This window comes from Helicobacter rappini (assembly GCF_900198625.1).
Classification (GTDB): Bacteria; Campylobacterota; Campylobacteria; order Campylobacterales; family Helicobacteraceae; genus Helicobacter_A; species Helicobacter_A rappini.
This window is the reverse complement of the sequence record NZ_FZPK01000015.1, coordinates 1-24,208: the sequence shown is the minus strand read 5'-3', so window position 1 is coordinate 24,208 and position 24,208 is coordinate 1. Positions and strand designations below refer to the sequence as shown.

Annotated in this window: 19 protein-coding genes; 14 read left to right on the top strand and 5 right to left on the bottom strand. The window is 35.5% G+C overall.

The window, feature by feature from the left end; genetic code table 11:
- Positions 1 to 151 precede the first annotated feature (151 nt).
- Positions 152 to 2,098, top strand: coding sequence for a methyl-accepting chemotaxis protein (locus C6H17_RS03895; protein WP_005219389.1), 1,947 nt, complete (start codon positions 152 to 154; stop codon positions 2,096 to 2,098).
- 212 nt (positions 2,099 to 2,310) lie between these two features.
- Here C6H17_RS03895 and C6H17_RS03890 read toward each other — a convergent pair whose 3' ends face one another.
- The 3 genes from C6H17_RS03890 to murJ form a co-directional block, all read right to left on the bottom strand.
- Positions 2,311 to 3,006, bottom strand: a complete 696-nt coding sequence (locus C6H17_RS03890; RefSeq protein WP_005219387.1) for a lysozyme inhibitor LprI family protein — start codon at positions 3,004 to 3,006, stop codon at positions 2,311 to 2,313.
- A 143-nt stretch (positions 3,007 to 3,149) separates the two neighbouring features.
- The gene (cysS, locus tag C6H17_RS03885) at positions 3,150 to 4,649 is read right to left on the bottom strand and encodes a cysteine--tRNA ligase (RefSeq protein ID WP_005219386.1); all 1,500 of its coding nucleotides are present in this window, start codon (positions 4,647 to 4,649) and stop codon (positions 3,150 to 3,152) included.
- Positions 4,650 to 4,663: 14 nt separating this feature from the next.
- Positions 4,664 to 6,544: a murein biosynthesis integral membrane protein MurJ gene (murJ, locus tag C6H17_RS12435; RefSeq protein WP_005219385.1), complete on the bottom strand. Its 1,881-nt coding sequence runs from the start codon at positions 6,542 to 6,544 to the stop codon at positions 4,664 to 4,666.
- Between the two features lie 92 nt (positions 6,545 to 6,636).
- Here murJ and C6H17_RS03870 point away from each other — a divergent pair, with 92 nt between their 5' ends.
- The 9 genes from C6H17_RS03870 to C6H17_RS03830 all read left to right on the top strand — a co-directional run bounded on the left by C6H17_RS03870 (position 6,637) and on the right by C6H17_RS03830 (position 17,701).
- The gene (locus C6H17_RS03870) at positions 6,637 to 8,475 is read left to right on the top strand and encodes a hypothetical protein (RefSeq protein ID WP_005219382.1); all 1,839 of its coding nucleotides are present in this window, start codon (positions 6,637 to 6,639) and stop codon (positions 8,473 to 8,475) included.
- 216 nt (positions 8,476 to 8,691) lie between these two features.
- Entirely contained in the window at positions 8,692 to 9,588 is an 897-nt protein-coding gene (gene dapA, locus C6H17_RS03865) for a 4-hydroxy-tetrahydrodipicolinate synthase (protein WP_020995553.1), read from the top strand.
- Entirely contained in the window at positions 9,585 to 10,382 is a 798-nt protein-coding gene (locus C6H17_RS03860; RefSeq protein WP_005219380.1) for an enoyl-ACP reductase, read from the top strand. Before dapA ends, C6H17_RS03860 begins: the two co-directional genes overlap by 4 nt.
- 35 nt (positions 10,383 to 10,417) lie before the next feature.
- Positions 10,418 to 12,385, top strand: coding sequence for a hypothetical protein (locus C6H17_RS03855; RefSeq protein ID WP_005219378.1), 1,968 nt, complete (start codon positions 10,418 to 10,420; stop codon positions 12,383 to 12,385).
- A gap of 103 nt (positions 12,386 to 12,488) precedes the next feature.
- Positions 12,489 to 12,959 carry a hypothetical protein gene (locus C6H17_RS03850; RefSeq protein WP_005219377.1) on the top strand — a complete coding sequence of 157 codons (471 nt, stop codon included), beginning with the start codon at positions 12,489 to 12,491 and terminating at the stop codon, positions 12,957 to 12,959.
- Positions 12,960 to 12,980: 21 nt separating this feature from the next.
- Positions 12,981 to 15,296, top strand: coding sequence for an AAA family ATPase (locus C6H17_RS03845; RefSeq protein WP_104731352.1), 2,316 nt, complete (start codon positions 12,981 to 12,983; stop codon positions 15,294 to 15,296).
- A 158-nt stretch (positions 15,297 to 15,454) separates the two neighbouring features.
- A complete protein-coding gene (locus C6H17_RS03840) occupies positions 15,455 to 16,141 on the top strand; it encodes a tetratricopeptide repeat protein (protein ID WP_005219369.1) in 687 nt (228 codons plus the stop codon).
- A 172-nt stretch (positions 16,142 to 16,313) separates the two neighbouring features.
- Complete coding sequence (gene argF / locus C6H17_RS03835) at positions 16,314 to 17,294, top strand: ornithine carbamoyltransferase (RefSeq protein ID WP_004084016.1); 981 nt, start codon at positions 16,314 to 16,316, stop codon at positions 17,292 to 17,294.
- Complete coding sequence (locus tag C6H17_RS03830) at positions 17,258 to 17,701, top strand: DUF2603 domain-containing protein (protein ID WP_005219366.1); 444 nt, start codon at positions 17,258 to 17,260, stop codon at positions 17,699 to 17,701. Before argF ends, C6H17_RS03830 begins: the two co-directional genes overlap by 37 nt.
- A gap of 155 nt (positions 17,702 to 17,856) precedes the next feature.
- Here C6H17_RS03830 and C6H17_RS03825 read toward each other — a convergent pair whose 3' ends face one another.
- Positions 17,857 to 19,233, bottom strand: a complete 1,377-nt coding sequence (locus tag C6H17_RS03825; RefSeq protein WP_020995552.1) for an aminoacyl-tRNA hydrolase — start codon at positions 19,231 to 19,233, stop codon at positions 17,857 to 17,859.
- A gap of 146 nt (positions 19,234 to 19,379) precedes the next feature.
- On the opposite strand from C6H17_RS03825, the gene C6H17_RS03820 reads away from it, so the two are divergent.
- The 3 genes from C6H17_RS03820 to C6H17_RS03810 all read left to right on the top strand — a co-directional run bounded on the left by C6H17_RS03820 (position 19,380) and on the right by C6H17_RS03810 (position 21,725).
- A complete protein-coding gene (locus tag C6H17_RS03820) occupies positions 19,380 to 20,018 on the top strand; it encodes a MarC family protein (RefSeq protein ID WP_004084009.1) in 639 nt (212 codons plus the stop codon).
- Positions 20,019 to 20,074: 56 nt separating this feature from the next.
- Positions 20,075 to 20,869: a 3-methyl-2-oxobutanoate hydroxymethyltransferase gene (gene panB, locus C6H17_RS03815; protein ID WP_005219361.1), complete on the top strand. Its 795-nt coding sequence runs from the start codon at positions 20,075 to 20,077 to the stop codon at positions 20,867 to 20,869.
- Positions 20,870 to 21,038: 169 nt separating this feature from the next.
- Positions 21,039 to 21,725, top strand: coding sequence for an ABC transporter ATP-binding protein (locus C6H17_RS03810; RefSeq protein WP_005219359.1), 687 nt, complete (start codon positions 21,039 to 21,041; stop codon positions 21,723 to 21,725).
- 179 nt (positions 21,726 to 21,904) lie between these two features.
- Here C6H17_RS03810 and C6H17_RS03805 read toward each other — a convergent pair whose 3' ends face one another.
- Positions 21,905 to 23,323: a phosphomannomutase/phosphoglucomutase gene (locus C6H17_RS03805; RefSeq protein WP_005219358.1), complete on the bottom strand. Its 1,419-nt coding sequence runs from the start codon at positions 23,321 to 23,323 to the stop codon at positions 21,905 to 21,907.
- Between the two features lie 256 nt (positions 23,324 to 23,579).
- Between C6H17_RS03805 and C6H17_RS03800 the strand changes: the two genes are divergently transcribed.
- Positions 23,580 to 24,208 (top strand): hypothetical protein (locus C6H17_RS03800; protein WP_104731351.1); only part of this gene is annotated, 629 nt, incomplete at its 3' end.

Sequence of the window (24,208 nt, the reverse complement as noted above, 5' to 3'; positions counted from 1 at the left end):
ATAAACCTGCATTGCAATATACAATGTATAGTGCATAAAATACACAAAATACATATTTACAATGCTTTTATGCTATAAAAAAGACAACTTTTTGTTTTTTTGTGTATGATATTTACGCTTACTTGTTTATCACAATATAAAAGGCTACTCAATGACAAAACTAGGAATCAACGCAAAGGTATCTATCAGCACGACTTTAATGGTGCTTGTGAGTTTTAGCATTTTGGCGTGGTTTGTGTATTTTAACGCACAAAAGACCATTACACTCATTGAGTATGAGACACAAGAAAAGCAAGTAACGCAATTAGAAAATCTCATAGATGTCTATATTGATGAGAAAAAACGCCTTATTAATAAACTCGCAAAAGAAGCCCTTGCAAGTGGCTTAAATGAATCCCAAATGACACAAAATCTCCGCCTTATCCAAGAATCAGGGGATTTTAATCTCACTTATATCGGCATAGAATCTAGCGGGAGAATGCTACGGGGTAATGGCAAACATCAATACCCACAAGATGGCTATGACCCCCGCACACGAAGCTGGTATCAAATCCCTAAAAATTCACTCAAAGATGAAGTGCTAAGTGAGCCGTGGATTCAGGCTTCTTATAAAATCCCCGTTTTTGGCTTTGCCTCTCCGCTGATTGAAAATGGCAAATTCATCGGTGTGGCTAGTAGCGATATTGCCCTAAAATCGCTCAATGCCTATATCCACGCACAAGATGAGAATACAAGCGAACAAGAGATTATCATCATAGACAAAAATGGCAATTATGTTAGCCATAATGATGAGAATAAGATTTTGCAAAGTGATGAGTTGGCTCAAGCGATAAAAAGTAGCTTTAGCGCGGACACACCGACTTTTAAACTAGATTCTAATATCGCAACTTGCAAGGTAGAATCTCAAACGCAATGGCTACTATGCTCCATTATCCCAGAATCTCGCATAGCCGATAAGCTAAGTCAAAACAACAAACCTATTTTCATTATGCTAGGCATTTTTGCCCTTATTCTTGTGGTGGCGTTGTATGTGATTTTGGCGTATTTGCTAAAGCCCATTAGACGCATTAAAAAGAGTTTGCTAGAGTTTTTTGACTTTTTAAATCACAAGCAAAAAAGTGTGAATCCTTTGAAACTCCGCAGTGGCGATGAGTTTCAAGAAATGGCAGAAGCGATCAATGAAAATGTAGAGACAATCCAGCATAATCTCTTAAAGGATACAAAGAGTTTGCAGGAATTTTTCCAAGCGGTTGAGAATATCAAGCAGGGGCATTTGCATTTGCAGATACAGACAAATGCGAATAATCCGCAGCTAACGCAACTTGGCGTGCTATTTAATGAAATGCTAACTTCCCTTGATGAGAATGTCTCGCGTGTGCTTGAGATTTTAAATCGCTACGCTGAAAATGACTTCCAAAAGCAAGAAAATGGGACAACACAGAACTTACAAGGCGAACTTCAAGCGATGAATGAAGGTGTGGGGCATTTGGGCGAAGAGATACGCAAAATGCTTTTTACAAGCCTTGATTTTGCAAAATCGCTAAATCTTAAGGCAAAAGAGCTAGAAGATTCTGTAATGGCGATGAGTGAAAGCACACAGAAGCAAAGCAAGTCGCTAGAAGAGACGGCAAATGCGGTAAGAGAGATTACAGAATCTATGCAGGGTGTTGATAGTAAGGCGCAAGAAGTGGTGCAGCAAGGCGATGATATTAAAAAGATTCTAGGGTTTATCGCAGAGATTGCTGATCAAACTAACCTTTTAGCATTAAATGCAGCGATTGAAGCAGCACGGGCAGGGGAGCACGGCAGAGGCTTTGCAGTTGTAGCTGATGAAGTGAGAAACTTGGCTGAACGCACACAAAAGAGTCTTGGCGAGATAGGGGCAAGTGTGAATTTGCTTGTGCAAAGTATCAATGATATGGGCGAGTCGATTAAGGTGCAAATGGAGGGTATTGAGCATATCAATGAAAGCATTGTTGAGCTAGAAGAGATAACAAATCATAACACGCAAACCGCACACAAAACGCAAGAGATTAGCCTAGGTGTAGAGCATATCGCACAAGATATTTTACAAGATGCAAATATGAAGAAGTTTTAGTTTGGCTAAGATTCTAAGAGTTTTATGAAGTGGGGATAGATTCTAAAACTTTGGAAAGTAAAATGAAAGGCTAGATTCTTATATTTTGAGTGATTTGAGCAAGGTGTGATTCTAATAATGCAAGGATTAATGCACCCTATTTTGCTAAAAGTTTGCTAAAAGAGAGACTTTGCCAAACATAGAATCTTGCAGGATTTAGCTATAACTTGAGCCTATATATCTCCACCTACATTACACCCAAATATACTATCAAATTCTACGCCACCATCTGTTATCATCATCAAATAGCGTGAAAATAGCTCATTTACACGCATTTTTAAGAGTCCTAACCGAGCATTACTTGCTTCAATGCTATATATCGTGCCACCGCCATTTATGTCATAAATATGTGCGTGGTGTGCCTTTGTGTATGCTTCATAGCTATCGCGGAGCTTGAGCCACGCTCTTTGTTCTTCTAGCAGTGTATCTTGCCCTTTTTGGATACTCGGCTCGTGGGAGAAAGCCCCTGTTGGTGTGGTTTTGTTTTGCTTTTTTACTTCAGCGCGGTAGAGTTTGTAGTATTTGTTTAAAAGCTTGTCATACTCATCATAGCCATAATTAAGTGAAGCTAAAATGCCTTGTGTTGAGCCTAGCACTTCGCCTAAGTTATTCACTTCACAATCAATCCGTGCTACTTCAAATTTATAGATTTGCTCTATCTTACTTAAATCCTTGAAATTATCTTTAAGGACTTCCTTATTGCATTCTTTGTTGATATACTCTTGCTTGTCTTTGCCTACATTGTATTCATTAAACAACTTTTGCAAACTCTCATTAGCAAAAGCTATATTTGCAAATATTGCAAACGCTAGAATCTTGATTTTTGTTCCTGTTGTGCTAACCTTAAATAACCTTGTAAAAATATTCATAATGCCACCTTGATTTGTTTATTTTGCAAGCAGAGATTCTGTTATATAAACATTACGATTAAAACTGATGTTTGTTATTCTGCATGAAAACTCAAAAATATTTGCGAATTTTTCACGGAATACTTAATTTAGAAAAACAAAACCTAAAACTTCTCCCATTCTGTATGCTCTTTGCTTTTATCCATGATGCTTATACCCATATTTTCTAGAGTATTTCGTATGGAATCTGCTTTTACAAAGTCTTTTACTGCCTTTGCTTCTAGTCGCTCTTTTATGAGAGTTTCAATCTTTAGCTTTTCTTCATCGCTTACACCAAGCTGAAAATATTCGCTATAACTTAAAGTCCCAAGTCCTAGCACAAAGTCGATTAATGCTAGATTTGCTTTTGCTTGAGCTTTATAGGCTTTATCTTTTGGCTGTGTGTCAAGGTGTTCGTTTGCCTCTTTTATAAACTCTTCAATCACACTTAGGGCAAGTGAGATATTTAAATCATCGCTAAGAGATTCTAGAAACTTTTCACTAAAATCTTTTGTAGCTTGTTTTAGAATCTCACTCATATAAGGCTTAAAAAACTCTTCCCATTCATTTGCTTTTATAGAATCTGTGTCATTAGAAAATGGTAAAAATTTAGGTATAGAATCTTTTTCATAATCAAGCCTTTTTTTAAGGCGATATATTTTATCAAGCCTTTTTTTTGATTGCAGTAAATCTTCTTCATTAAAATGCAAAGGGCTTCTGTAATGTGTGCCTATGAGATAGTTACGCAGTATTTCGCCATGATATACCTTTAATGCGTCTTTAATAAAAAAGCTATTTCCTAGACTCTTACTCATTTTCTCACCATTAATGGTAACAAAGCCATTATGTAGCCAATATTTCGCAAGTTCCTTATTATGCAAACAGCGAGTTTGTGAGGCTTCATTCTCATGATGTGGGAAGAATAAATCCTGCCCACCAGCATGTATATCAATGCAAAATTCTTTATCTTTATATGCTAATACAGAATCAATCATAGCAGAACATTCAATATGCCAGCCGGGTCTGCCTTTGCCTAATATGCTTTCATAGCCTATATCATTTTCTCCCTTGTATGCTTTCCATAATACAAAGTCTCTTTGGTCTCTCTTGCCCTCTTCTACCTCAACTCTATGCACAGAATCTGTATCATCTAAATGCCTACTTAATGTGCCATAACTCTTATCTTTACTCACTTCAAGGCAAATATCTCCATTTGGCAAACGATAGGCTATATCTTTTTGCAATAAGGATTCTATAAAATTTGACATAGATTCTAAAAACTCCGTTGCACGAGGCTCAAAGTGGGCTCTTCTCACATTTAAAGGTTCCATATCTTGCAAGTATTTATCGATATAATGCTTTGCTAGTTCATTGAGTGGAGTTTTAGTTTGAAAGGATTTATTAATCAGCTTATCATCAATATCTGTGAAGTTTTTAGCGACTATGACTTTATAGCCCTTTGTCTCTAAGAATCTTGCGAGTAAATCAAAGCTAATAGCACTTCTAGCATGTCCTAAATGTGCGTCATCATAGACCGTCGGACCGCATATATACATGCGTATTTCATTTGAGTTAAGCGGAACGAGATCTATTTTATCCCTATGTTTTGAATCATAAACTTTCATTGTCTTCCTTAGTGTTATGTAATGTGAAAAAAGTGCTTGAAAATTTGTAATATACTAAATGTTACGCCAAGTGCTAAAAGTAGGTAAAAGGCGTATTTTTTATGCGAGATTATAGCTAAAAAATTGTGAATCCCAAATGCTTTTATATTGAAAACAAAAAGCACAACACCACCGATACTCCCAGCCAGTGCAACTATAAAATAACGCAATTCCCAAAGTATGCCATCTGTAATACTAAAATATCGCATGAAAAAAATAAAGATTCCAGAAAGCAGTGTGCCAACCGCAAGTGCGATGACAGAGTATTTTGCCGCTTTTGCTTGTTGCTTTTTCGCATAAAGCCAGAGGGAGAAAATCCGCGTTAAGCCAAAGGCTAAGAGTCCTGCCATATAGCCGATAAACGCCCATGCAACTTGCAGGGTATCTTCTCTTACAAAGTTTTTTCGCTCAAACAAAAGCCATACGATTTCATTACTCAACATAATGCCACCAAGCGTGCAAATAGAAAGCGTTATGAGTAAAAACCAAAAGGCTGTTTTTAGATTTTGCAAAGCTATTTTTTCATCTTTTCGCTCAATCGCCTTTGCAATGGTTGGGAATAATGCACTAGAGATAGCAATAGCAAAGATGGCTAAAGGTAGCTGAAAGATTCTATTTGCAAAGTTTAGTGTGCTAACGCCTCCATCTGAATTTGGCAAAAGTGTGATAAGACTAGAGTCAATAATAGCAATAATTTGTGCGGTAGAAGCCCCAAGCATAGCGGGGAAAAAGGCTTTAAAAAAGGCTTTAATGTCAGCAAGTAAGCGTAAGATATTGTGTTTTGCTTTTGTATAGAATCTTGAGTCTTGCGTTGTCTCTTTGGTGCTTTTGCGGGAGTTTGATATTGAAACTGCGTCATTACCCTTTAGGTAACTCCTTGTTTCAATATCTACACAACCCACAAAATCACTCAAAGATACTTCCGCAGAATTTTTATCTATGCTTTTTTTAGATTCTAGATTCTGTTTAGAATCTAGATTGTTTGCGGTATTTAAGGTGGAATTAGATTCTATATGAGATATTTCGCTACGCTCAACATGACAAGCAATAGAATCTTTACTCCCAAATCTTATCCCCCTAAAACTTATAGTCATATTAGAATCTCTATACCACTTTTTGAGTGAAAGCATACCAATATACTGCAACTTCCATAATCCCGCCCTATAAAGCGGATAAAAATGAATGAGTATTTGACACACACCGCCAATAAGGACTGCATAGCTTAATATATACACAGCTTCAAAAAGCTCTTTTTCAGTTAAGCTCGTTTGAAACTGATAAGGCAGCATAGCCACAATCATAGCAATATTTAAAAGTGCGGTATTATAGGCATTAACCCAAAAGATATTTTTATATTGCAGTAGTGTGCTTAGATAAGTTACAATAAAGATTAATATAAGATACCAAAAGTGGATACGCACAAGTGGCATAGCAAGACTAATCCTCTCTTCATCATAACCTAATGCCAGAATCTTTGTAATAAAAGGGGCAAACCACATAACAAGTATGCTTAAAATGAGAATGAAAAAAAGAAAAATCCAAAAAATACTCACACTAAATGCCCCCTTTTTCTTTGCACTAAGAAAAAATGGCAAAAAGCTTTGCACAAAAGCCCCCTCACTCACAACACGCCGAAACATATTTGGAAACTTAAAGGCAATAAAGAAAATATCGCTATAAATGCTTGTCCCAAGCACTGCTGCTTGAATGGCATCACGCAAAAATCCAAATACACGAGAACACAAGATTCCAGAAGCATTGGTAAGAAAAAATCGTTTAAGCTTGTTTTGTTTTCTATTTAATTGTTTGTTATTATCTATCGTTTTAATGTTTTCGCTTGAATGTTTTTCTAACATTTTTTATACTCTTTACAAAAATATAGTAGAATATGCAATATTTTTTGGGATAACTATTGTAACAAACAAAATTTGATTTTAAGGTTAAGGCAATGACTTTTTTTGCGAAAAAGAAACTCAAAGGTGTGCGTGATTGGGTTAGAGAGCTTACGCAGTTTTGTGCTGATTCTGAATTGAGTTTTAATGATTGTAGCTTTCATGTTGCACATACACATACAATGTTAAAAAAAGATGATAAAGTTTTAGCCCCAACCTTTTTTAAAGAAACCTATAATCAAACAAGTGATGAAATCTATCAAACATTTGATATTGAAATCACACCAAAAGAATATGATTTTTCAAAGTTAAATTTTGCTTTTAGTTATCGCCATTTAGATGCTGTTTTAATCTTAAAAGAAGGCTTTTTTGTCGATGATAGGGAGCAATATAAGGCTCAACTCGCTGACTATATCACCGCATTTCTTATACAAAAAGACATTATTATTACAAGCGTAGAGCAGATAAAAATGCGTGTGGATAAGATTATAAGTGAGAATTTTACGCCACCATGCACGATTATGGAAGAGAAAAGATTTATATTCTTGCGCTCAAAAGCAGATATTAAGAAACAAGGCTTTACAAATCTTTTAGAAGAGAAATGGTGTAGAGAAAATTATAAAAGTCCCATGCCAAACGCACTTTATGCGGTTGCAGAGGGCGATCCTATCGGTTTTTTCTTAAAAGATTCCATACCTACTTCTGGTAGAAACTTGCAAGGTGAATTTATAGATATGAAAAACTTGCATTTAAATACACCAAAACATGAAGATGGCAAGGGAGATTCTAAAGAGTTTGAAAGCGGGACATTTAGGTATAAAGCCCCGCCTGAAGCTGGTAATGGCATAAGAAAAGTAGAAGAAGGTCAAGTTGTTAAATACGAAGCAGATGGACATGGTATTGTAGAGTTTGCAGAGACTGGATTAAGGCTTATTGATATAGGCACTTTTCAGCAAGTTGGTCGCACAAATAGTATTTTGGGCGGTGTTGAAAAGATGGCAGAAGTAGATATTGACTGCCCAGATAAGACAAAAGATGCGGTGCAAAATGGTGCGATTATTGAAGCTGAAGTGGTAAATATCAAAGGCACGGTTGGCGAAAAAGTCATCATTAAAGCAAAAAAACTGACAATTAATGGGCAAACCCATCAAAGTGCAGTTATGTATGCCGATGAAGCAAGTATCAATATCCATAAGGGAATCTTATATGCAAAAGAAGCTGATATTGATAAGCTAGAGAGTGGCAAGGTCTATGGTGGAAGCATTAATGTGCTTGATGCCCAAGGTGCAAAAATTGTAGGCGATAGCATTGTGGTATCTAACCTGCATTCTAATACGCATATTAAATTTTGTGAGAAACTTCATCTAAAAGCGATTAATGGCAATGAAAATCAAATAAGCTTTGATATTTTTGCTAATTTTGAGAATAGAGAAAAACTCTCAAGTATCATTCATCTAGACTCACTTCTAAAAGATGATATTAACGCACGCGTAGCGTTTTGCAGGGCATTAGCAGATAAAACACAGAAGCTAAAACCTATCATTGATAATCTAAAACCCGTTATTGACAGAAGTAAAAAGGAAGGCTTTGAGCTTGATGCAGAGACGAAGAAAACGCTAGGATTCTATGTGCTTTTATTGCGACAAATAAAAGAGCAAAAAGATATGGCAACACAGCTACAAAAGCTACGCACCGAAAACACACAAAAAGGCAAAATGATAGAAAAAATGCTAGGTATTGCAAAACTCACGACAGAATCAAGCTGGAAAGATAGCAATCAAATCATTTTAACACGACATTTCCCACCAGCAACGAACAAAATTTTTCCTCAAGATTCTGAAATGTTTGAGGTCGCCATTAATGATGATGGCGTAATGGAAAAGATTGGGCAGTAAGACAAACAGAGCTAGTTAAAGTGTTAAATATTGCTTTCAAGATTGACTTTGCCTTTATTAATTGTCTTAAAGCAATAGGATGCTGAATGATTATGATGATTTTACAATCTCTAATCACACAAGCTAATACAAAACAAAGAAAAAGTAAAAATATACAAAACTCTAACATTTTTTAGGTATCATAACGGCTATTTGCCTATGAAAAGTGAGGAATATATGCCATTAGGTGCGATGAGTGCATTAATCACCCCATTTAAGAATGGAAAAATAGACACGCAGACTTACGAGTATCTTATCAAGCGACAAATCAAATATGGTATGGACGCATGTGTGCCAGCAGGCACGACAGGTGAGAGTGCTACTATGAGTCATAGCGAACATAAAGAGTGTATAGAAATTGCCGTGCAGACATGTAAAAACACAGGCATAAAGGTATTAGCAGGGGCTGGGAGCAACAATACGACTGAGGCCATTGAGTTAGCGCAATTTGCAGAAAAGTGTGGTGCAGATGCTATATTATCAGTTGCCCCATATTACAATAAGCCCACGCAAGAGGGCATTTATAGACACTATAAGGCAATAGCAGATTCTGTAAATATACCTATTATGCTTTATAATGTCCCATCACGCACAGGCTGTAATATCGAGATAGAAACAGCGATAAGGCTTTTTAAATCCGTGAAAAATATATATGCAATTAAGGAAGCAAGCGGTATGCTTGATAAAGTGTATTCGCTTATGAATATGCAAGAGGCTGATTCACAGAAGAGATTCCATGTTTTAAGTGGTGATGATGCACTTAATTATGGGATTTTATGCAGTGGTGGAAGTGGCGTTGTATCAGTAACGGGCAATATTTTCCCACAAGATATTGCTAACCTTTGTCATTTTGCAATAGAGCAAAAAAATGATGAGAGTTTAGCTATTTCTAATAAACTTTATGGTATAAATAAAGCTTTGTTTTTTGAAAGCAATCCTATCCCTATCAAAGCGGCGATGTTTTTGCAGGGGCTTATCCCTACTTTAGAATATCGACTGCCATTGTGTGAGCCAAGCAAGGAATGCAAAGCGTTGCTTGAGAAAACTTTACAACATTATGAGGTGCAAAAATGAAAGAACAACTGACAAGTGAATACATGAAAGGCAAGACTCTAGTTATAAGCGGTGCTACTCGGGGTATCGGCAAGGCTATTCTTTATCGCTTTGCACGAGAGGGTGTGAATGTAGCTTTTACTTATAATAAGAATGAAGAAGAAGCACAAAAAATCGCACAGGATTTAGAATCTAAGTATCAAATCAAGGCAAGATATTATCCGCTTAATGTATTAGAGCCAGAGCAGTATGTAGGGCTATTTGAGCAGATTGATAAAGATTTTGATAGAGTGGATTTCTTTATATCAAATGCTATTATTTATGGACGAAGTGTTGTCGGTGGGTTTGCACCATTTATGCGTTTAAAGCCTAAGGGGTTAAATAATATTTACACAGCAACCGTGTTAGCCTTTGTCGTTGGCGCACAAGAGGCGGTTAAGCGTATGCAAAAAGTAGGCGGTGGCAATATTGTAACACTTAGCTCCACAGGGAATCTTGTCTATATGCCAAACTATGCAGGGCATGGCAACTCTAAAAATGCAGTAGAAACAATGGTAAAATACGCCGCACAAGATTTAGGTGAGTTTAATATCCGCGTAAATGCAGTGAGTGGCGGACCTATTGACACAGACGCACTAAAAGCTTTTCCAGATTATGATGAGGTAAAAGCAAAGGTTGAAGAACAAAGTCCATTAAAAAGAATGGGAACGCCAAATGACTTAGCGGGGGCTGCATTCTTCCTTTGTGATAATACGCAAAGCTCTTGGCTAACAGGGCAGACAATCGTCATTGATGGTGGCACAACTTTCGTGTAAGATTGAAGTTTTAAAGTGTGTATTTTGGGTGCATAATGCAGATATTGAATGCAATTATACGCAAGTATAGGGCATTTAAGGACTTTTGGCATACGCATATTGCTACTTATACTTACATTGACTTATATCCGCACTTAAAGACTTCTTTAGATACTAATAATTCTACACCAAATAAAAAATCTGCATGTAATACTGCCTACAATAACGAGAGAGACGCTATAGAATCTATCCAGCCTTATGTAGCACAAAATGAAACAGGTCTAGAATCTAGCATGAGTTTAGAAGGCTTAAGTGATTTTCAGGATAATAATGAGAAGTTAGAATCTAGCAATTACGACTTAAGATTTAGTGCTAATTTAAATAATATTGAAAGTTTAAATTCTATACATTCCACATTACAGAATACAGCTATCACGCAAACAACAGAGAATTTAGAGTTTAATCCAAATGGGTGGGTGCAGGGTGTAGTGGTACAAAATAGGGAAAATCTAAAACCTAGCCTTAGTGTCAGCAAATCGCAAGATTCCATAAGTAAATCAACACAGAATCTAGATTTCAATACGACAGCTTGTCATATTGACCTTGAGCAAAGCGAAAGGGAAATATCTAGCATAGAGCTACAACGGAATCTAGATTCTAAAAATTACGCTCTAAACCCCGCAGCCCACCCAAATTCAGCACAGAATCTAGATTCTAAACCAGCTTGTTATGTTGAGCGTAGCGAAACATCTAATATAGAATCTAAAACAGATTTTTTGCTTAACGCTCAAAATGACAATAAACAAAATCTAGATTCTATAACATCTATGCCCCAAAGTCCAGTATCCGCACAAGTAGCACAAAACCTAGATTCCAAAAATCATGCCCTAAACTCCCAGCCCCAAGCAGATTTAACACGAAATTTATACTTCACACAAACAACAAATAAAAATCCCAGCACAAAAGATACAATCCATTCCACACAGAATCTAACTCAAGCAAATCTAACCCCCTTGCTCCACGCCCTAAAAAAGCCCTATATTACATTAGATCAATTAAATAGCAATCACACAAAGCCACACTCACTAGCAAATATATTTCATCGCAAGAAAAGTATGAGAATGTATTATACAATCCTGCCGCTAAACTCATTAGAAGCAAGTAATATTGACATTGAAAAAAGCGAGTTAAAAAGCCCAAATATGCTAGATTCCATCGTGCCACTAAAAGCAAAAAGCAATGGATTAATACCTTACAACCATGAATGCAAATATTTCCTGCAAAGCCAAAACAAAACACATTTTAACTTCCAGCTTTTTGCGATAAAAAGTGAAGTTCTAGAATCTTATGCCCTAAAGTATTCAGGCAAGATTCTATGCTTAAACCCACTTGAAATGTTTTCATCGCTTTTCACACTCTACCCGCATTTAAAACGCTACACCATCATTTTTCAAGATTCTAGCAAACATGCCTTATGCCATTACGCACAGGGCTTTTTAACCATAAGCATTGTGTTGGAGCGCACTGAAGCTTTGCAGAATTATTACTCATTGATTGAGGATTTTGGTGAGATTTTTTATTGTGATTTTAGCGGTAAGGCAGATTTATTGCTAGACTTTAAGGACATTGTAAGCCTATTTAACCTGCCTTTGAAAGAATGTTTGCAACTACTTGCATTAGAGTATATCCGCACAAAACCAGCTTATATTCACTTTTATGCAAGGGCATTTTATAGTATGCGTTCATTCCTAAAAATGCTTTTATTTACAACCTTATGTATATTTATATTCTATTTTTTAGCACTTTTTTATCATAAATATGAGTATTTTCAATATCTAAGGCATGAAGCCCTTACACATAGCACGCAAATAGATTCTCTCTATCACAAAAAGCAGCAATATCCGCTCATGTATGAAAAACTTTTTGAAAATCTTTTAAATAAGCAAAGCCTAAATTTCTGTCTACAACAAGACTATAACGAGATAGAATCTACATGGATACAAACAGATTGTAATAAACCTTGATAGCTAATAGTGTAAAGTTTTTACTATTTTTGTAAAAATATTTTACATTTATATTGACAATATATGTAAAGTGTGCTAATATTTTAAGCATAAAGGACATAATATGGATAAAAATAGCACATTAAGAGATCGCCTGCGGGAGTTAGGCATAAAGATTGTAGATTTAGCAAACATGCTAGATATATCACGCCCCACACTCTATAAGCATATAGAATCTTATGAAAATAATACGCTAGAAAATCTAGATTCTAGTTATATCGCATTGTTTAACTACATTACACAAAATGAGTTTATCAACGCGAAAAATGTCTTTATCTATATCACGCAAAATATCTTAAGACTTAAAGAGAGAGATTTTCAAGGCAGCATGGCAATGGGTAGAGTGGCAATCACAGGCAACGCACAAAAAGATGCTTTCATTACCCTGCTTTTAGAATCTAATCGCTTTGATGACTTACTTGGCTATTTTATTTCATGTTATGAACTTTTAGAGAAAGACACATTGAGTGATGAAAGCAAGGCATTTTTGCAACCACTTTTAAAGCTTTATGAAAGTCTTGGTTTAAAACTTTAATTTTATTATAAGGAGCATATTATGGCGAAAAAAGAAACACAGCAAAGAGTTTTGGTAATCAAAAACTTCAAAAATATCGGCGTTAGCAAAATGGATTCTGATTATAACTTAAGCGATAAACCAGAAGAATTAGTCCTAAATACAAGTTATACAGGCGATCATCATGGTGGATTAGTAACCATTATTGGTGAAAATAACACAGGTAAGAGTAATGTAAATCGTGCTTTAGCAAAGTTTATGTTTGGGAATGCAAAGGCTTTTGATGAAAATGATATTCCCAATTTTTCAAACTATGAAGCTTGTGAGCCAGATTTAAGCTTTGTGTTAAGAGATTATACACAAGCAGCAGCAGCGGCAAACAATGGGGGGGGGGGGGCAAAATATGTCTCTCGCACTTTAGCTGCAATACAGCAACAAGATGGCGAGATAAAATATGAATGTTGCAATAATAAAGAAGCCCTAAAAGCAGCTATTAGAATCTATACAAAGTTTTTACTAGATAAAGCAGAGATATTTTACCCTTCTAATAAAGTTAAAGAAAGCAAAAGAGAAGAAGAGTTATTGGCAAACTATAAAGCAGAGATATTTGATATCTCTAATAAGGTAAAAGAGAGCAAAAATGAAAAAGAGTTATTGGCAAATTATTCAAAGCTAAAAAATATGGAGACAAGCTATTCTCAGGATATTCAGCTCAAAAGTAAATATTATGATGATATGGGACAAGCATATAATGAGCTATTGGAATCAGCCATCGATATTATAGATGAATTTACAGACGATGATAATGAGCTAGGGCTTCTAGATTCTATGCAAAATAGCGATTCGTGGCAGAAAGTCAAACGCAACATATACTTTGCTAAAGATTATGACACAATGACACAAGCCTATAGGCAAATGCAAGATTTTATACAAGAAGTAAGTGCAATGTATGAGCAAAACAATGAAGGCGACCAGCTAGAATTTACCTTTATCACGCCAAAAGAAATAAAAGAGCAAATAAGCAATACAACAAAAAATTATGAAAATGCGGATGAAGTGCTAGAGGAAGTGTTTGAAAGTGGTGTAATAGAGATTGGGAGTAAAGATTCTCTCTTTTTACCACAAGTCTTTAACTACAATGATATAAGAGATGAGTTTAAAAATGATGATTTAATTGTTTCACTTGATAAGCTTGGTGAAAGTAGATTTTTCCAATCTCTTTTTAACGCAATCAATCAGCCAATGTTTAGTGTCCTTAATGCGTATAAAAAAGCTAAAACCACCCCAGCTTTTTTAAGCAACCAAGAAAGAGTCATAAATGAGAGGATTAAGAATATTGTAACAAAAAGAGTTAATGAAATCTTTGGGAAAAATGATAATGATGGATATGCTTTTGAGATACGACTAGAAGAGCATAGAATCTCTTTTGCCGCTTACAAAATTAATGGAGAGGGTGTAACCGATCGTGATGTATTAATCCTAGAGCAGCAATCCACAGGCTTTAAATGGTTTTTTAACCTATATTTCAATCTCTTAAATGGCAAGATTCTAAAAAGTGGGGATATTGTGCTAATGGACGAGCCAGCCCACAATCTCTCACCTAAAGCAAGAAAAGAGTGTGCGGAGTTTTTACGCAAATATGGCGAAGAGAATGGGATCACCTTTGTGATTGTAACGCATGATTTATTTTGGATAGATTCTGACTTTTTAAATGAAGTAAGAATCATTAAAAACCGCGAAGACAAAGAGCTAAAAGGCGTTAGCATACAAAATGACTTTTCACGCATACAATCAAGCGATACAGATACATTTTTAGAGATTAAAAGGGCATTTGGTGTAGATATGCATGTATTCTATCCGCCGAATGTAAGGCTTGTTTTTGTAGAGGGCATTACAGATTATAACTATTTGAGCGCCTTTAAGCTTTTATTACAAAAAGAGAGAAATGAAAAGCTAGATATTGTCTTTTTACCAATATGTGGTTTAGGTAAAGATTCTAGCGAAAAAGCCATTGTATTAGAAAAGCTTATGGGACAATGTAAAGATCCTATCTTGCTAGTAGATTCTGATGAAGCAAGCAAAGAGATTGAAAGCATAAAGAAAGAAAAGGGTTATGATAAGCTAGATATTATTAAACTTAGCGAAATAGATTCTAAATTTAAAGAGATAGAATCTCTATTCAGCAAAAAAGATTATGAAAAATATGGTTTAGAAAAGAAAAGTAGTGGTATATCATCAGCGTTTAAAAAGCACATTCTATGGGCAAAAGATGATGAGAGTGCAAAAGATGAGCGTTTAGAGAAAACCACAAAAGATAACTTTTATAAAGTTTTAGAGCATTTACTAAAAAATCTTTAAAAATATAAAACACAGAATCTTAAGATTCTATGCGAGATTAAAATGTAGCTTTATAAAAGCTAACAAATAGTTACTAAACATATATATTTTATTTTAAGTTTATTTTATAGAGAAATAATGTAAAATTTCACAGAATATTTCGGCAAAAGTGGGGTTTTATGCGTTTTGTATTCTTTGTGATGGCTACATTTTCTGTGTGTTTTGCAAATATACTAGATTCCATACGCACAGAAAAGCCAAATAATTTCAGCAAAGAGACTTGGGAAGTCCATACGCAACAATGCCTTAATAAGAACGCAGAATCATGTAAAATAGTTATTGGAATCGGCTTAAAAACCCTAGATGAATGCAAGGCAAAAAATGAATGTAGCGTGATAGGCGAAATATTTTTATATGCAGATTCTATAAAACGAGCAATGTCCTATTTTGAAAAAGCATGCGATAAAAAAGATATGAATGGTTGCTACTTTATCGGCTTATATAAAGCACAGAATAATAATTTTGTAGAGGCAATGCCATATTTTGAAAAAGCATGTGATAAAAAACATGCTCCATCATGTTTTATGAATGCCAATTTTTATGAGCATGGCAAAGGTGTAAGACAAGACTATGAAAAAGCTGCTACACTCTATAAAAAATCATGTAAATTAAAGTATCCTAATGCCTGTTTCACACTTGGTAACTTGCATGAAGCAGGAAAAGCCTTAGCACATAATCTGTCACTTGCAAAAGAGTTTTATGGCAAGGCATGTGATATGGGTATGCAAAAAGGTTGTGATTCCTACAAAGAGCTTAATCAATCTGGTATCCCCTCACTTTATCAAGATAAAAATGTGTTTGATTAAAACATGCTGGATAAAACACTTCGTGACACGGCACAAAATGTAACGATGGTAAGAATCTTTAGAATCTAAACACAAAATCCAGTGATAAGCTGAAATTCTCTATAAAAAGCTATTTTTCTAGCGTTTTATTGTAATATTACACTTTTACTTTATTGCGATATGAAGGATAAACATGCGACATTTTCTAACTATCAATGATTTTACAAAGCATGAGATTCTAGAAATGCTTGCACTTGCGATAAAAATTAAAACTGAATATACAAATGGCATTGCGACACCATATCTTAAGGGCAAAACCCTTGCAATGATTTTTGAGAAAAGCTCTACTCGCACTCGTGTGAGCTTTCAAGTGGGGATCTATCAGCTAGGTGGCTTTGGAATCTCTTTGTCAAATAATGAATTACAGCTTGGCAGAGGGGAAATCGTCCGCGATAGCTCAGCTGTGATTAGCTCTATGGTGGATATGATTATGGTGAGAACACACATGCACGAGAGGCTAGAAGAGTTTGCTAGGTTTTCAAGTGTGCCTGTGATTAATGGGCTTAGCGATGTATTTCACCCTATGCAGCTTTTAGCAGATTATCTCACTATGATTGAATGCGGTATATTTGTGCCAGATTCTATACTGCATGATGTGGGAGCAAAAAATAGCATTGCAAAGCCCATTGTAGCCTATATTGGCGATGGGAATAATATGGCAAACTCATGGCTTATGCTTGCTTCAAAGCTTGGCTTTGAGATACGACTTGCCTGTCCTAAGAAGTATATGCCTAGCAAGGATATTGTAGAAATCGCAGAGAAAAACGCACAAGAGAGTGGTGCAAAAATAGTCATCACTGATGATATTTTTAGTGTTGCAAAAGACGCACATGTTATCACAACAGATACTTGGGTATCAATGGGGCAAGAGAACGAAAAAGAGACGCGTATGTGGGACTTTAAGGATTATAAGGTAGATTCTAAAATCATGTCTTTAGCACATGAAAATGCGATTTTCTTGCATTGTCTGCCTGCATATCGTGGATTAGAGGTAAGTGAAGAAGTAATTGATGGGAAACAAAGCAAGATTATTGAAGAAGCACACAACAGACTTCACGCACAAAAAGGAGTAATGGTATGGCTAAACGAACAAAATACGACAAGAAAAAGCTAGTAGAAAGCCTGCAAACTCTGAGCAATGTAGCCTATATGGCAAAGCTAGATGATGCTAGATGGCTGCTTGAGTTTGTAGAGGGGGATTTTAATGAAAATGAAGCGTGGTTTCTAAAGACCACAGAAGGAAAGGAATTTGTCGCCCTGCCACAATTTGCCCTACAGAATCTTTTAGGACATATTCAACAACATAATGAAGAGAAGTTTTTAATGCTTTTACGATATGAGATAAGAGAGCTTATGCCAATTGATTTAGAAGATACAATGGCAGTAGCCCTGCATGAGTTTCATTCCTACAAGCAATCAAATGGAAATATTCAAGATATTGATGCAAAGGCATTTGCAAAGAATATTAAGTTGGCACACCCAAATCTTTTCTTACGACTGGATAGTATATTTAAGCTTTAATTCATATTTGTCTATATATTTTACAAGCATGTATAAACTAAGCGATGTGTATATGAGTTTCTTAGCGTTAAGGTTTTATGATAACAATCTTAACTTAGAGTTACTAAAAATTAAGAAAATTATACTTTATGTCGTTAAAAAGAGAGCTGCGTAGCCTATTTGAGTAGCACAGAAAAAGGATCAAGGGGCATGAAAGTTTGAGTTTGTGTAGAATCTGTGCTTGTTTGAGTATTGTGATTTCTATACGCCCATTCAAATAATGTAGCCATAACTACAAGCCCATTATATGCTAAAAGGGGTGCTAAAAGAGTTTTTTCATGCGTATTAAATGGCGATAAAACATAGTTTGCCACTTCTTTATCGCCACTTTTTTGATGTGAAGAAAAGAGATTCATAATAGCTTCGTAGTCTTCTTGTTTTATAGAATCTATTTTTTGTGTTAAGTCTGTGTTTGGGGTGGAAGTTTTAGAATCTTTATTCTGTGTTGTTGCAACGCTATTTATAGAATCTGTGCTTTGAGTAGATTCTAAATTCTCATTATCTTGCACCCCTACGCCCTGCACCCGTCCAAATGGTTGAGATTCTAAAATCTTATTATATTGAGTTGTATTTGAAATATCTTTTTCAAAATTTTTGTTAGATGTTTTGTTGCACTCAACACGACAAGGATTAGAATCCATGCTAGACATTTGCTGACACCCAATATTAAAATCATTAGAATCTAAATTTTTATCCATAAAAATTTTAGATTCCATAACTTTAAAAAGGCTTTTTGTTTTAAAGATTTTTGCCATACATAGCTTTTCTAAATAGGTTTCATAAAAAAGTGTCCTAAAAGATTCTATACTTACTCGTGTGTTATGCGCTACAAGAGAATCTAGCATGTCATGCAATATGATATTATTGCCAATCCCAAGCTTTACACGCAAATAATCTCTCTTCACATATTCATGGATTGATTTTAAGCCATTATGCCCACCACTTCCGCCTTTATAACGAAAGCTAAGATTCCCAAAACGAGTATCTAAATCATCATAGATAACAATCATTTGGGCGATATTACACTTCTTTTCAATGCTTTGAAGTGCGATACCACTTCTATTCATAAAGGTGGTTGGAGCGATACATAGAATCTCATATTCATTTGATAAACTTCCTAATTTCTCTCTAAAAATTTTTTGTAGTTCTAGGCTATCTAAGGGCTTTTTATGTGGATTTAGACATTTGAGTTGAGTTAAGAAAAATGGAAAATACTCTAAAGGCGATACAAAGTCTTTAAGGCTAATTTTTGCTTGAAAGCTTTGCATACTTTTTTGATTTTGCCATTGCATTATGCCCTTTTTTTTATCTACAAGACTTTCAAGATCGCCAAGTAAAGTTTTAGTATTTTGATAGTCCAAAGAGTTGTGTAGTATATAGGGATTATTTAGCATTTGCGTGATGGCATACAAGCTTAAAAAGCCCATATTATGCCTTGTCATCGCATATTTTGTGCCGATATTGCCTAGACCTACGATAGCTATTGTTTGCATATTTATCCTTTTGTTATTTTCCGAAGTAATTATAACAGACATTCAAAGTAGCTTTTATAAATAGATTCTAACACTTTCTTAAGTCATATCTATGAAAATATGTAATTTTAGAATATAATAGCAAGATTTTGAAATAAAGGGCAAAAATGTTTAGCGGTATGGAATCTGATTTACACGCATTGTTTGTTGGGGCTATCGCTGTAACTGCAGTCTTAAATCCTTTTGGTAATCTCCCGCAGTTTATCTCAATGACAGAGGGCGTAAAAAAGCCCATGCGGAAAAAGCTTTTTAGAAATATCGTTTTTACTGCTTTTTGCATTGTGCTTGTGTTTTTATTTACCGGGTCTTTTATTATGAAATATTTATTTCGTGTAAGCCTTGATGATGTGCGTATTGCAGGGGGTTTGATCCTTATTGTTATGAGTTTAAAAAACCTGCTTTTTTCTTCGACAATACAAGATTTTTCAAGCTATCAGAATTTAAAGTTTGATGAATTATTCCGCAAAAGCATTATCCCCATGGCATTCCCCATGCTTGTGGGTCCGGGCACACTTGCGACTATTATTGTTATCGCAGAAGATAAAAGCATGTTAGTTGCCATTGGGGCGATTATGTGTGCGTTTTTATTTATGTTTTCATTATTTCATTATGCAGCGACTATTGAAAAAATATTTGGCAAACTTATTTTATACATTTTTTCACGCATAGCCCTTGTGTTTATCATTGCTATGGGAGTGAAAATGATTATTTCTGGGCTTCGTGGAATAGGCGTTATTACGACTTGATTTTATGAAAGTTATGCTACAATAAAGCCCTAAAATTCATACAAGGTTAGACAAGAATGCTAGATAAAAAAGTAACGCTAAATACACTTCGTGCAAAAAAAGGTAAAGAAAAAATTGTAGCAATCACGGCTTATGATGCACTTATGGCGAGAATCTTTGATGGTGAAGTCGATATGATTTTAGTCGGTGATAGTCTTAAAATGAGTTTTGGTGGTGAGAGTGAGACTTTGCGTGCAAGCCTTGATGAGATGATTTATCACACAAAGGCGGTGTGTGCTGGAGCAAAGCATTCTTTCATTCTTGGAGATATGCCCTTTGGGACTTATGCGACAAAGAAAATGGCATTAAAAAATGCGCTTAAATATTACAAGGAATGCAGTGTTGATGCGCTGAAAATAGAAGTAGATTTTGCTAAACTTGATATTGTAAAAGCACTTTGTAGTGAGGGGATCGCAGTTATGGCTCACATTGGCTTAAAGCCGCAATTCATGCGTTTTGAAGGTGGATTTAAAGTAAAAGGTAAAAATGAATTAGAGGAAAATGAATTGATAGAGAGCGCTATTGCTATGCAAGAAGCAGGTGTGTTTGGCATACTTTGTGAGGGGGTAAAAGCAAATGTCGCACAAAAGATTACACAAGCAGTGAAAGTGCCTACTATTGGCATTGGTGCGGGGGTGCATTGTGATGGGCAGATTCTTGTATGGAGTGATGCTTTTGGCTTTTTTGATGCGTTTAAGCCTAAATTTGTAAGGCAGTATTGCGATGGTAAAAGTATGCTAAAAGAAGCTGTGCGTAACTATGCTAATGATGTAAAAAATGCAGCTTTTCCTAGTGAGAGTGAGAGTTATTAGTGTTTATTTTAATTTAGCAATATTATATACTTTTTGTTTAGAAACTAGCTTTATATAGGTTTGCATTGCTGTTGTATTTTAATATTTTTGTGAAATTTTTTATATAAAATATGACGAGCTAAATTTTTTAGTTTTTTTAGATCTATCAAAGATTTTGTAAGGGAAAATTGTGAGTTTCATACAGCTAGATTCTATAACAAAGACTTATGGCAAGGGTAAAAATACTTTTCAAGCCCTACATGGTGTGAATTTAGAGATTAAAAAAGGTGAGTTTGTAGCCCTCATGGGTCCTTCTGGGTCAGGTAAATCCACAATGGCGAATATACTTGGCTGCCTTGATATTGCTACAACGGGCAAGTATTATTTCAATGGTGTTGATGTTTTTACGCTGACACGGACACAAAGGGCATTATTGCGGCGGCATTATATGGGATTTATCTTTCAAGGTTTTAATCTTTTATCAAGGACTTCTGCGCTTGAGAATGTGGAGTTACCGCTCATATATCGCGGTATGCACAAAAGAGAGCGGCAAAAAATCGCACTTGAAGCACTTGATATGGTGGGACTTGCGGACTGGTCGCATCATAGTAGCGGAGAGCTTAGCGGTGGGCAGTGTCAGCGTGTAGCCATAGCGCGTGCAATCGTTATGAAGCCTTTATTTTTACTCGCTGATGAGCCAACAGGTAATCTTGATACAAAAAGAAGTAATGAAGTTATGGAGATTCTAACACGACTAAATCGCGATATGAATATTACGATCCTTATGGTAACGCACGAGCCAGACATGGCACAATACGCACACAGAGCAATTCACTTTTTAGATGGAAATATCCATGATGAAGTGATTTTTCAATAAACATGCCTTATGCAATTTAATCATTAGAATCTAAAATAACCTATCATTTAAGCACAGCAAAGCTTTAAACTAATCTTGTGATTGGCTAGACTTTGTGTTATCGTTCTGTGATAAGTCCTTACTTTTAGATTCTATATCTTTTTTAAGGGTTGCTTCATCTTGCATTCCTTTTATTTACATTATTGCTTGATTAGGCTTAAAAGTGCTTGTTTATAGAGTGATAACTTCTCTTCTGTATAGGCTTCAAAACGCGTAACAAGTGTGGGTGTCGTATTACTCGCACGCACAAGCCCCCAGCCATCTTTAAACACAACTCTCACACCATCAATGCTAATAATCTCTACAATCTCCGGAAAATCTGCTGAAAAGTCTGTATTTTTGCCCTCTTTTTGCGCTTTTAGAATCTCTTGCAATCTAGTCTGCAAACTCGTTATAATGTGAAACTTCTGTGCTTCATCTGTTTTTATCTTTTCTTCTTGTGTGCTATAAGTTTTTGGCAGGGATTTTATGCTATTTTCCAATGTCTCAATGGGCGTTTTTAGATTCTTATGAGTTTGCTTCTCTTTATAGATTAGCTCCAGAATCCTTAAAGCCGCATATATCGCATCATCATAGCCAAAATACCTATCATTAAAGAATATATGCCCACTCATCTCACATGCAAGCTGTGCGTTTAGCTCTTTTAGCTTGACTTTAAGATTGCTATGTCCTGTTTTATACATTACACTTTTGCCTATCGCATTAATGCTATCATACATGACTTGAGAGCATTTGACCTCGCCTATTATCGTTGGATTTGTAATAGTCTTTGCAATGTCTCGTGCGAAAAGTATAGCCAACTCATCGCCTTTAAAGTTGTGATTCTGTGAGATTAGGGCTACTCTATCAGCATCACCATCAAATGCGATACCAATATGGGCGTTGTGTGCTTTTAGGGCATTTTGTATATCCACTAGATTATGCTCTTCGCTTGGGTCTGGGTGATGATTTGGGAAAGTGCCATCTGGCTCAAAGTATAAGGGGATAGCCATCAATCCTAGATTCTCTATAATCTTTGTCAAAGCAATGCCCGCCACGCCATTACCGCAGTCAAATATAATAGTCTCTTTTAAGTCCTCTAATATCGCAAACTCTTTTGTCATGTAGTCTATATAAGATTCTAAAACATTAAGCTTTACTGAATCTTTTTGTGTGATATGTGGCACATTGATACTTGCCATTTTTCTGCCAAGTGCTTGAATCTGTTCTCCATAAAATGGGGCTTTGTTGATTGTGATTTTAAAGCCATTGTATTGCGGTGGATTATGCGAGCCTGTAATCATAATCGAGCTTTTAATTTCTGTGCTAAAAGTGCAGTAATACGCAACAGGTGTGGGAATCATGCCAAGATTAAAGACCTCTAATCCACTTGCTTGTAGTCCATAGCTAAGCCATTCAAAGAGAGTAGGACTATGCGTCCTTGCATCATATCCAATGGCAACTTTATTATCATGCTTTTTAATCTCTTCTCCAAGTAAATAGCCAATTTTTACTACCACTTCTTTTGTTAAATCAACTTCAAAAATACCTCGAATATCATATTCACGAAAAATCGACATACATTCCCCTTAAAACTTAAATAAAACATATTGTAGCATAAAGCTTTATAGCTACGAAAAATGGGGATAAATTTTGTGTTAATGTGCATGTAAGCTTTGTTTTGATGAGATAATTTATTGCTGCAAGGCTTTCTATATGAACTCATAAAGCAAAAAAAAACTATAATATATGTTATAATCTCGACTTATTTTTGTTTTTGTCAAATTTTAATTATCAAATACTAATGCTAGCTTAAAATAATACTCAAGGATTTACATGAAACCCATTCTCTCATTTTTTATTCTGCTATGCCTATCACCTAGCATAGCATTTGCCTATCTTGATCCGGGCACTGGCTCTTTATTGCTTTCATCTGCCATTGCTCTTTTTGCTTCAGCTCTCTTTTTCTTCAAAAGTATTTTTTATAAAGTTATTTCTTTGACATCTGGCGGGGGAGTAAAGCTTAAGAAAGGTAAGCAAGAAAATCATAAACTTGTCTTTTATAGTGAGGGCAAGCAATATCACAATGTTTTTAAGCCTATATTAACTTATCTAGATTCCATCTCTTATCCTTACACCTATCTTACTTCATCAAAAGAGGATTTTGAACTATATACAAAAGATTTAGATTCTAAAAAAGATTCTATACAGAAGTTAGAATCTACAACCACTTGTCATACTGAGCCTTTGGGCGAAGTATCTAACATAGAAACCAAAAAAGATATTTCGCACTTACGCACCCAATATGATAAAAACCTAGAATCTAATAACACAAACAAACACACAACGCAAAACCACAACCCCAACGCACAATTTGAATACATCGGTAGTAGCGATAGTCCTAAGGCTATCTCTCGTCTTAATAGCCTTAAAGCTGATATTGTGATGATGAGCACACCACAGCT

Excerpts from the sequence above, each read along its gene's own strand:
- C6H17_RS03895 (WP_005219389.1), top strand. The coding sequence starts at position 152 with ATGACAAAACTAGGAATCAACGCAAAGGTATCTATCAGCACGACTTTA.
- C6H17_RS03890 (WP_005219387.1), bottom strand. The coding sequence starts at position 3,006 with ATGAATATTTTTACAAGGTTATTTAAGGTTAGCACAACAGGAACAAAA.
- cysS (WP_005219386.1), bottom strand. The coding sequence starts at position 4,649 with ATGAAAGTTTATGATTCAAAACATAGGGATAAAATAGATCTCGTTCCG.
- murJ (WP_005219385.1), bottom strand. The coding sequence starts at position 6,544 with ATGTTAGAAAAACATTCAAGCGAAAACATTAAAACGATAGATAATAAC.
- C6H17_RS03870 (WP_005219382.1), top strand. The coding sequence starts at position 6,637 with ATGACTTTTTTTGCGAAAAAGAAACTCAAAGGTGTGCGTGATTGGGTT.
- dapA (WP_020995553.1), top strand. The coding sequence starts at position 8,692 with ATGCCATTAGGTGCGATGAGTGCATTAATCACCCCATTTAAGAATGGA.
- C6H17_RS03860 (WP_005219380.1), top strand. The coding sequence starts at position 9,585 with ATGAAAGAACAACTGACAAGTGAATACATGAAAGGCAAGACTCTAGTT.
- C6H17_RS03855 (WP_005219378.1), top strand. The coding sequence starts at position 10,418 with ATGCAGATATTGAATGCAATTATACGCAAGTATAGGGCATTTAAGGAC.
- C6H17_RS03850 (WP_005219377.1), top strand. The coding sequence starts at position 12,489 with ATGGATAAAAATAGCACATTAAGAGATCGCCTGCGGGAGTTAGGCATA.
- C6H17_RS03845 (WP_104731352.1), top strand. The coding sequence starts at position 12,981 with ATGGCGAAAAAAGAAACACAGCAAAGAGTTTTGGTAATCAAAAACTTC.
- C6H17_RS03840 (WP_005219369.1), top strand. The coding sequence starts at position 15,455 with ATGCGTTTTGTATTCTTTGTGATGGCTACATTTTCTGTGTGTTTTGCA.
- argF (WP_004084016.1), top strand. The coding sequence starts at position 16,314 with ATGCGACATTTTCTAACTATCAATGATTTTACAAAGCATGAGATTCTA.
- C6H17_RS03830 (WP_005219366.1), top strand. The coding sequence starts at position 17,258 with ATGGCTAAACGAACAAAATACGACAAGAAAAAGCTAGTAGAAAGCCTG.
- C6H17_RS03825 (WP_020995552.1), bottom strand. The coding sequence starts at position 19,233 with ATGCAAACAATAGCTATCGTAGGTCTAGGCAATATCGGCACAAAATAT.
- C6H17_RS03820 (WP_004084009.1), top strand. The coding sequence starts at position 19,380 with ATGTTTAGCGGTATGGAATCTGATTTACACGCATTGTTTGTTGGGGCT.
- panB (WP_005219361.1), top strand. The coding sequence starts at position 20,075 with ATGCTAGATAAAAAAGTAACGCTAAATACACTTCGTGCAAAAAAAGGT.
- C6H17_RS03805 (WP_005219358.1), bottom strand. The coding sequence starts at position 23,323 with ATGTCGATTTTTCGTGAATATGATATTCGAGGTATTTTTGAAGTTGAT.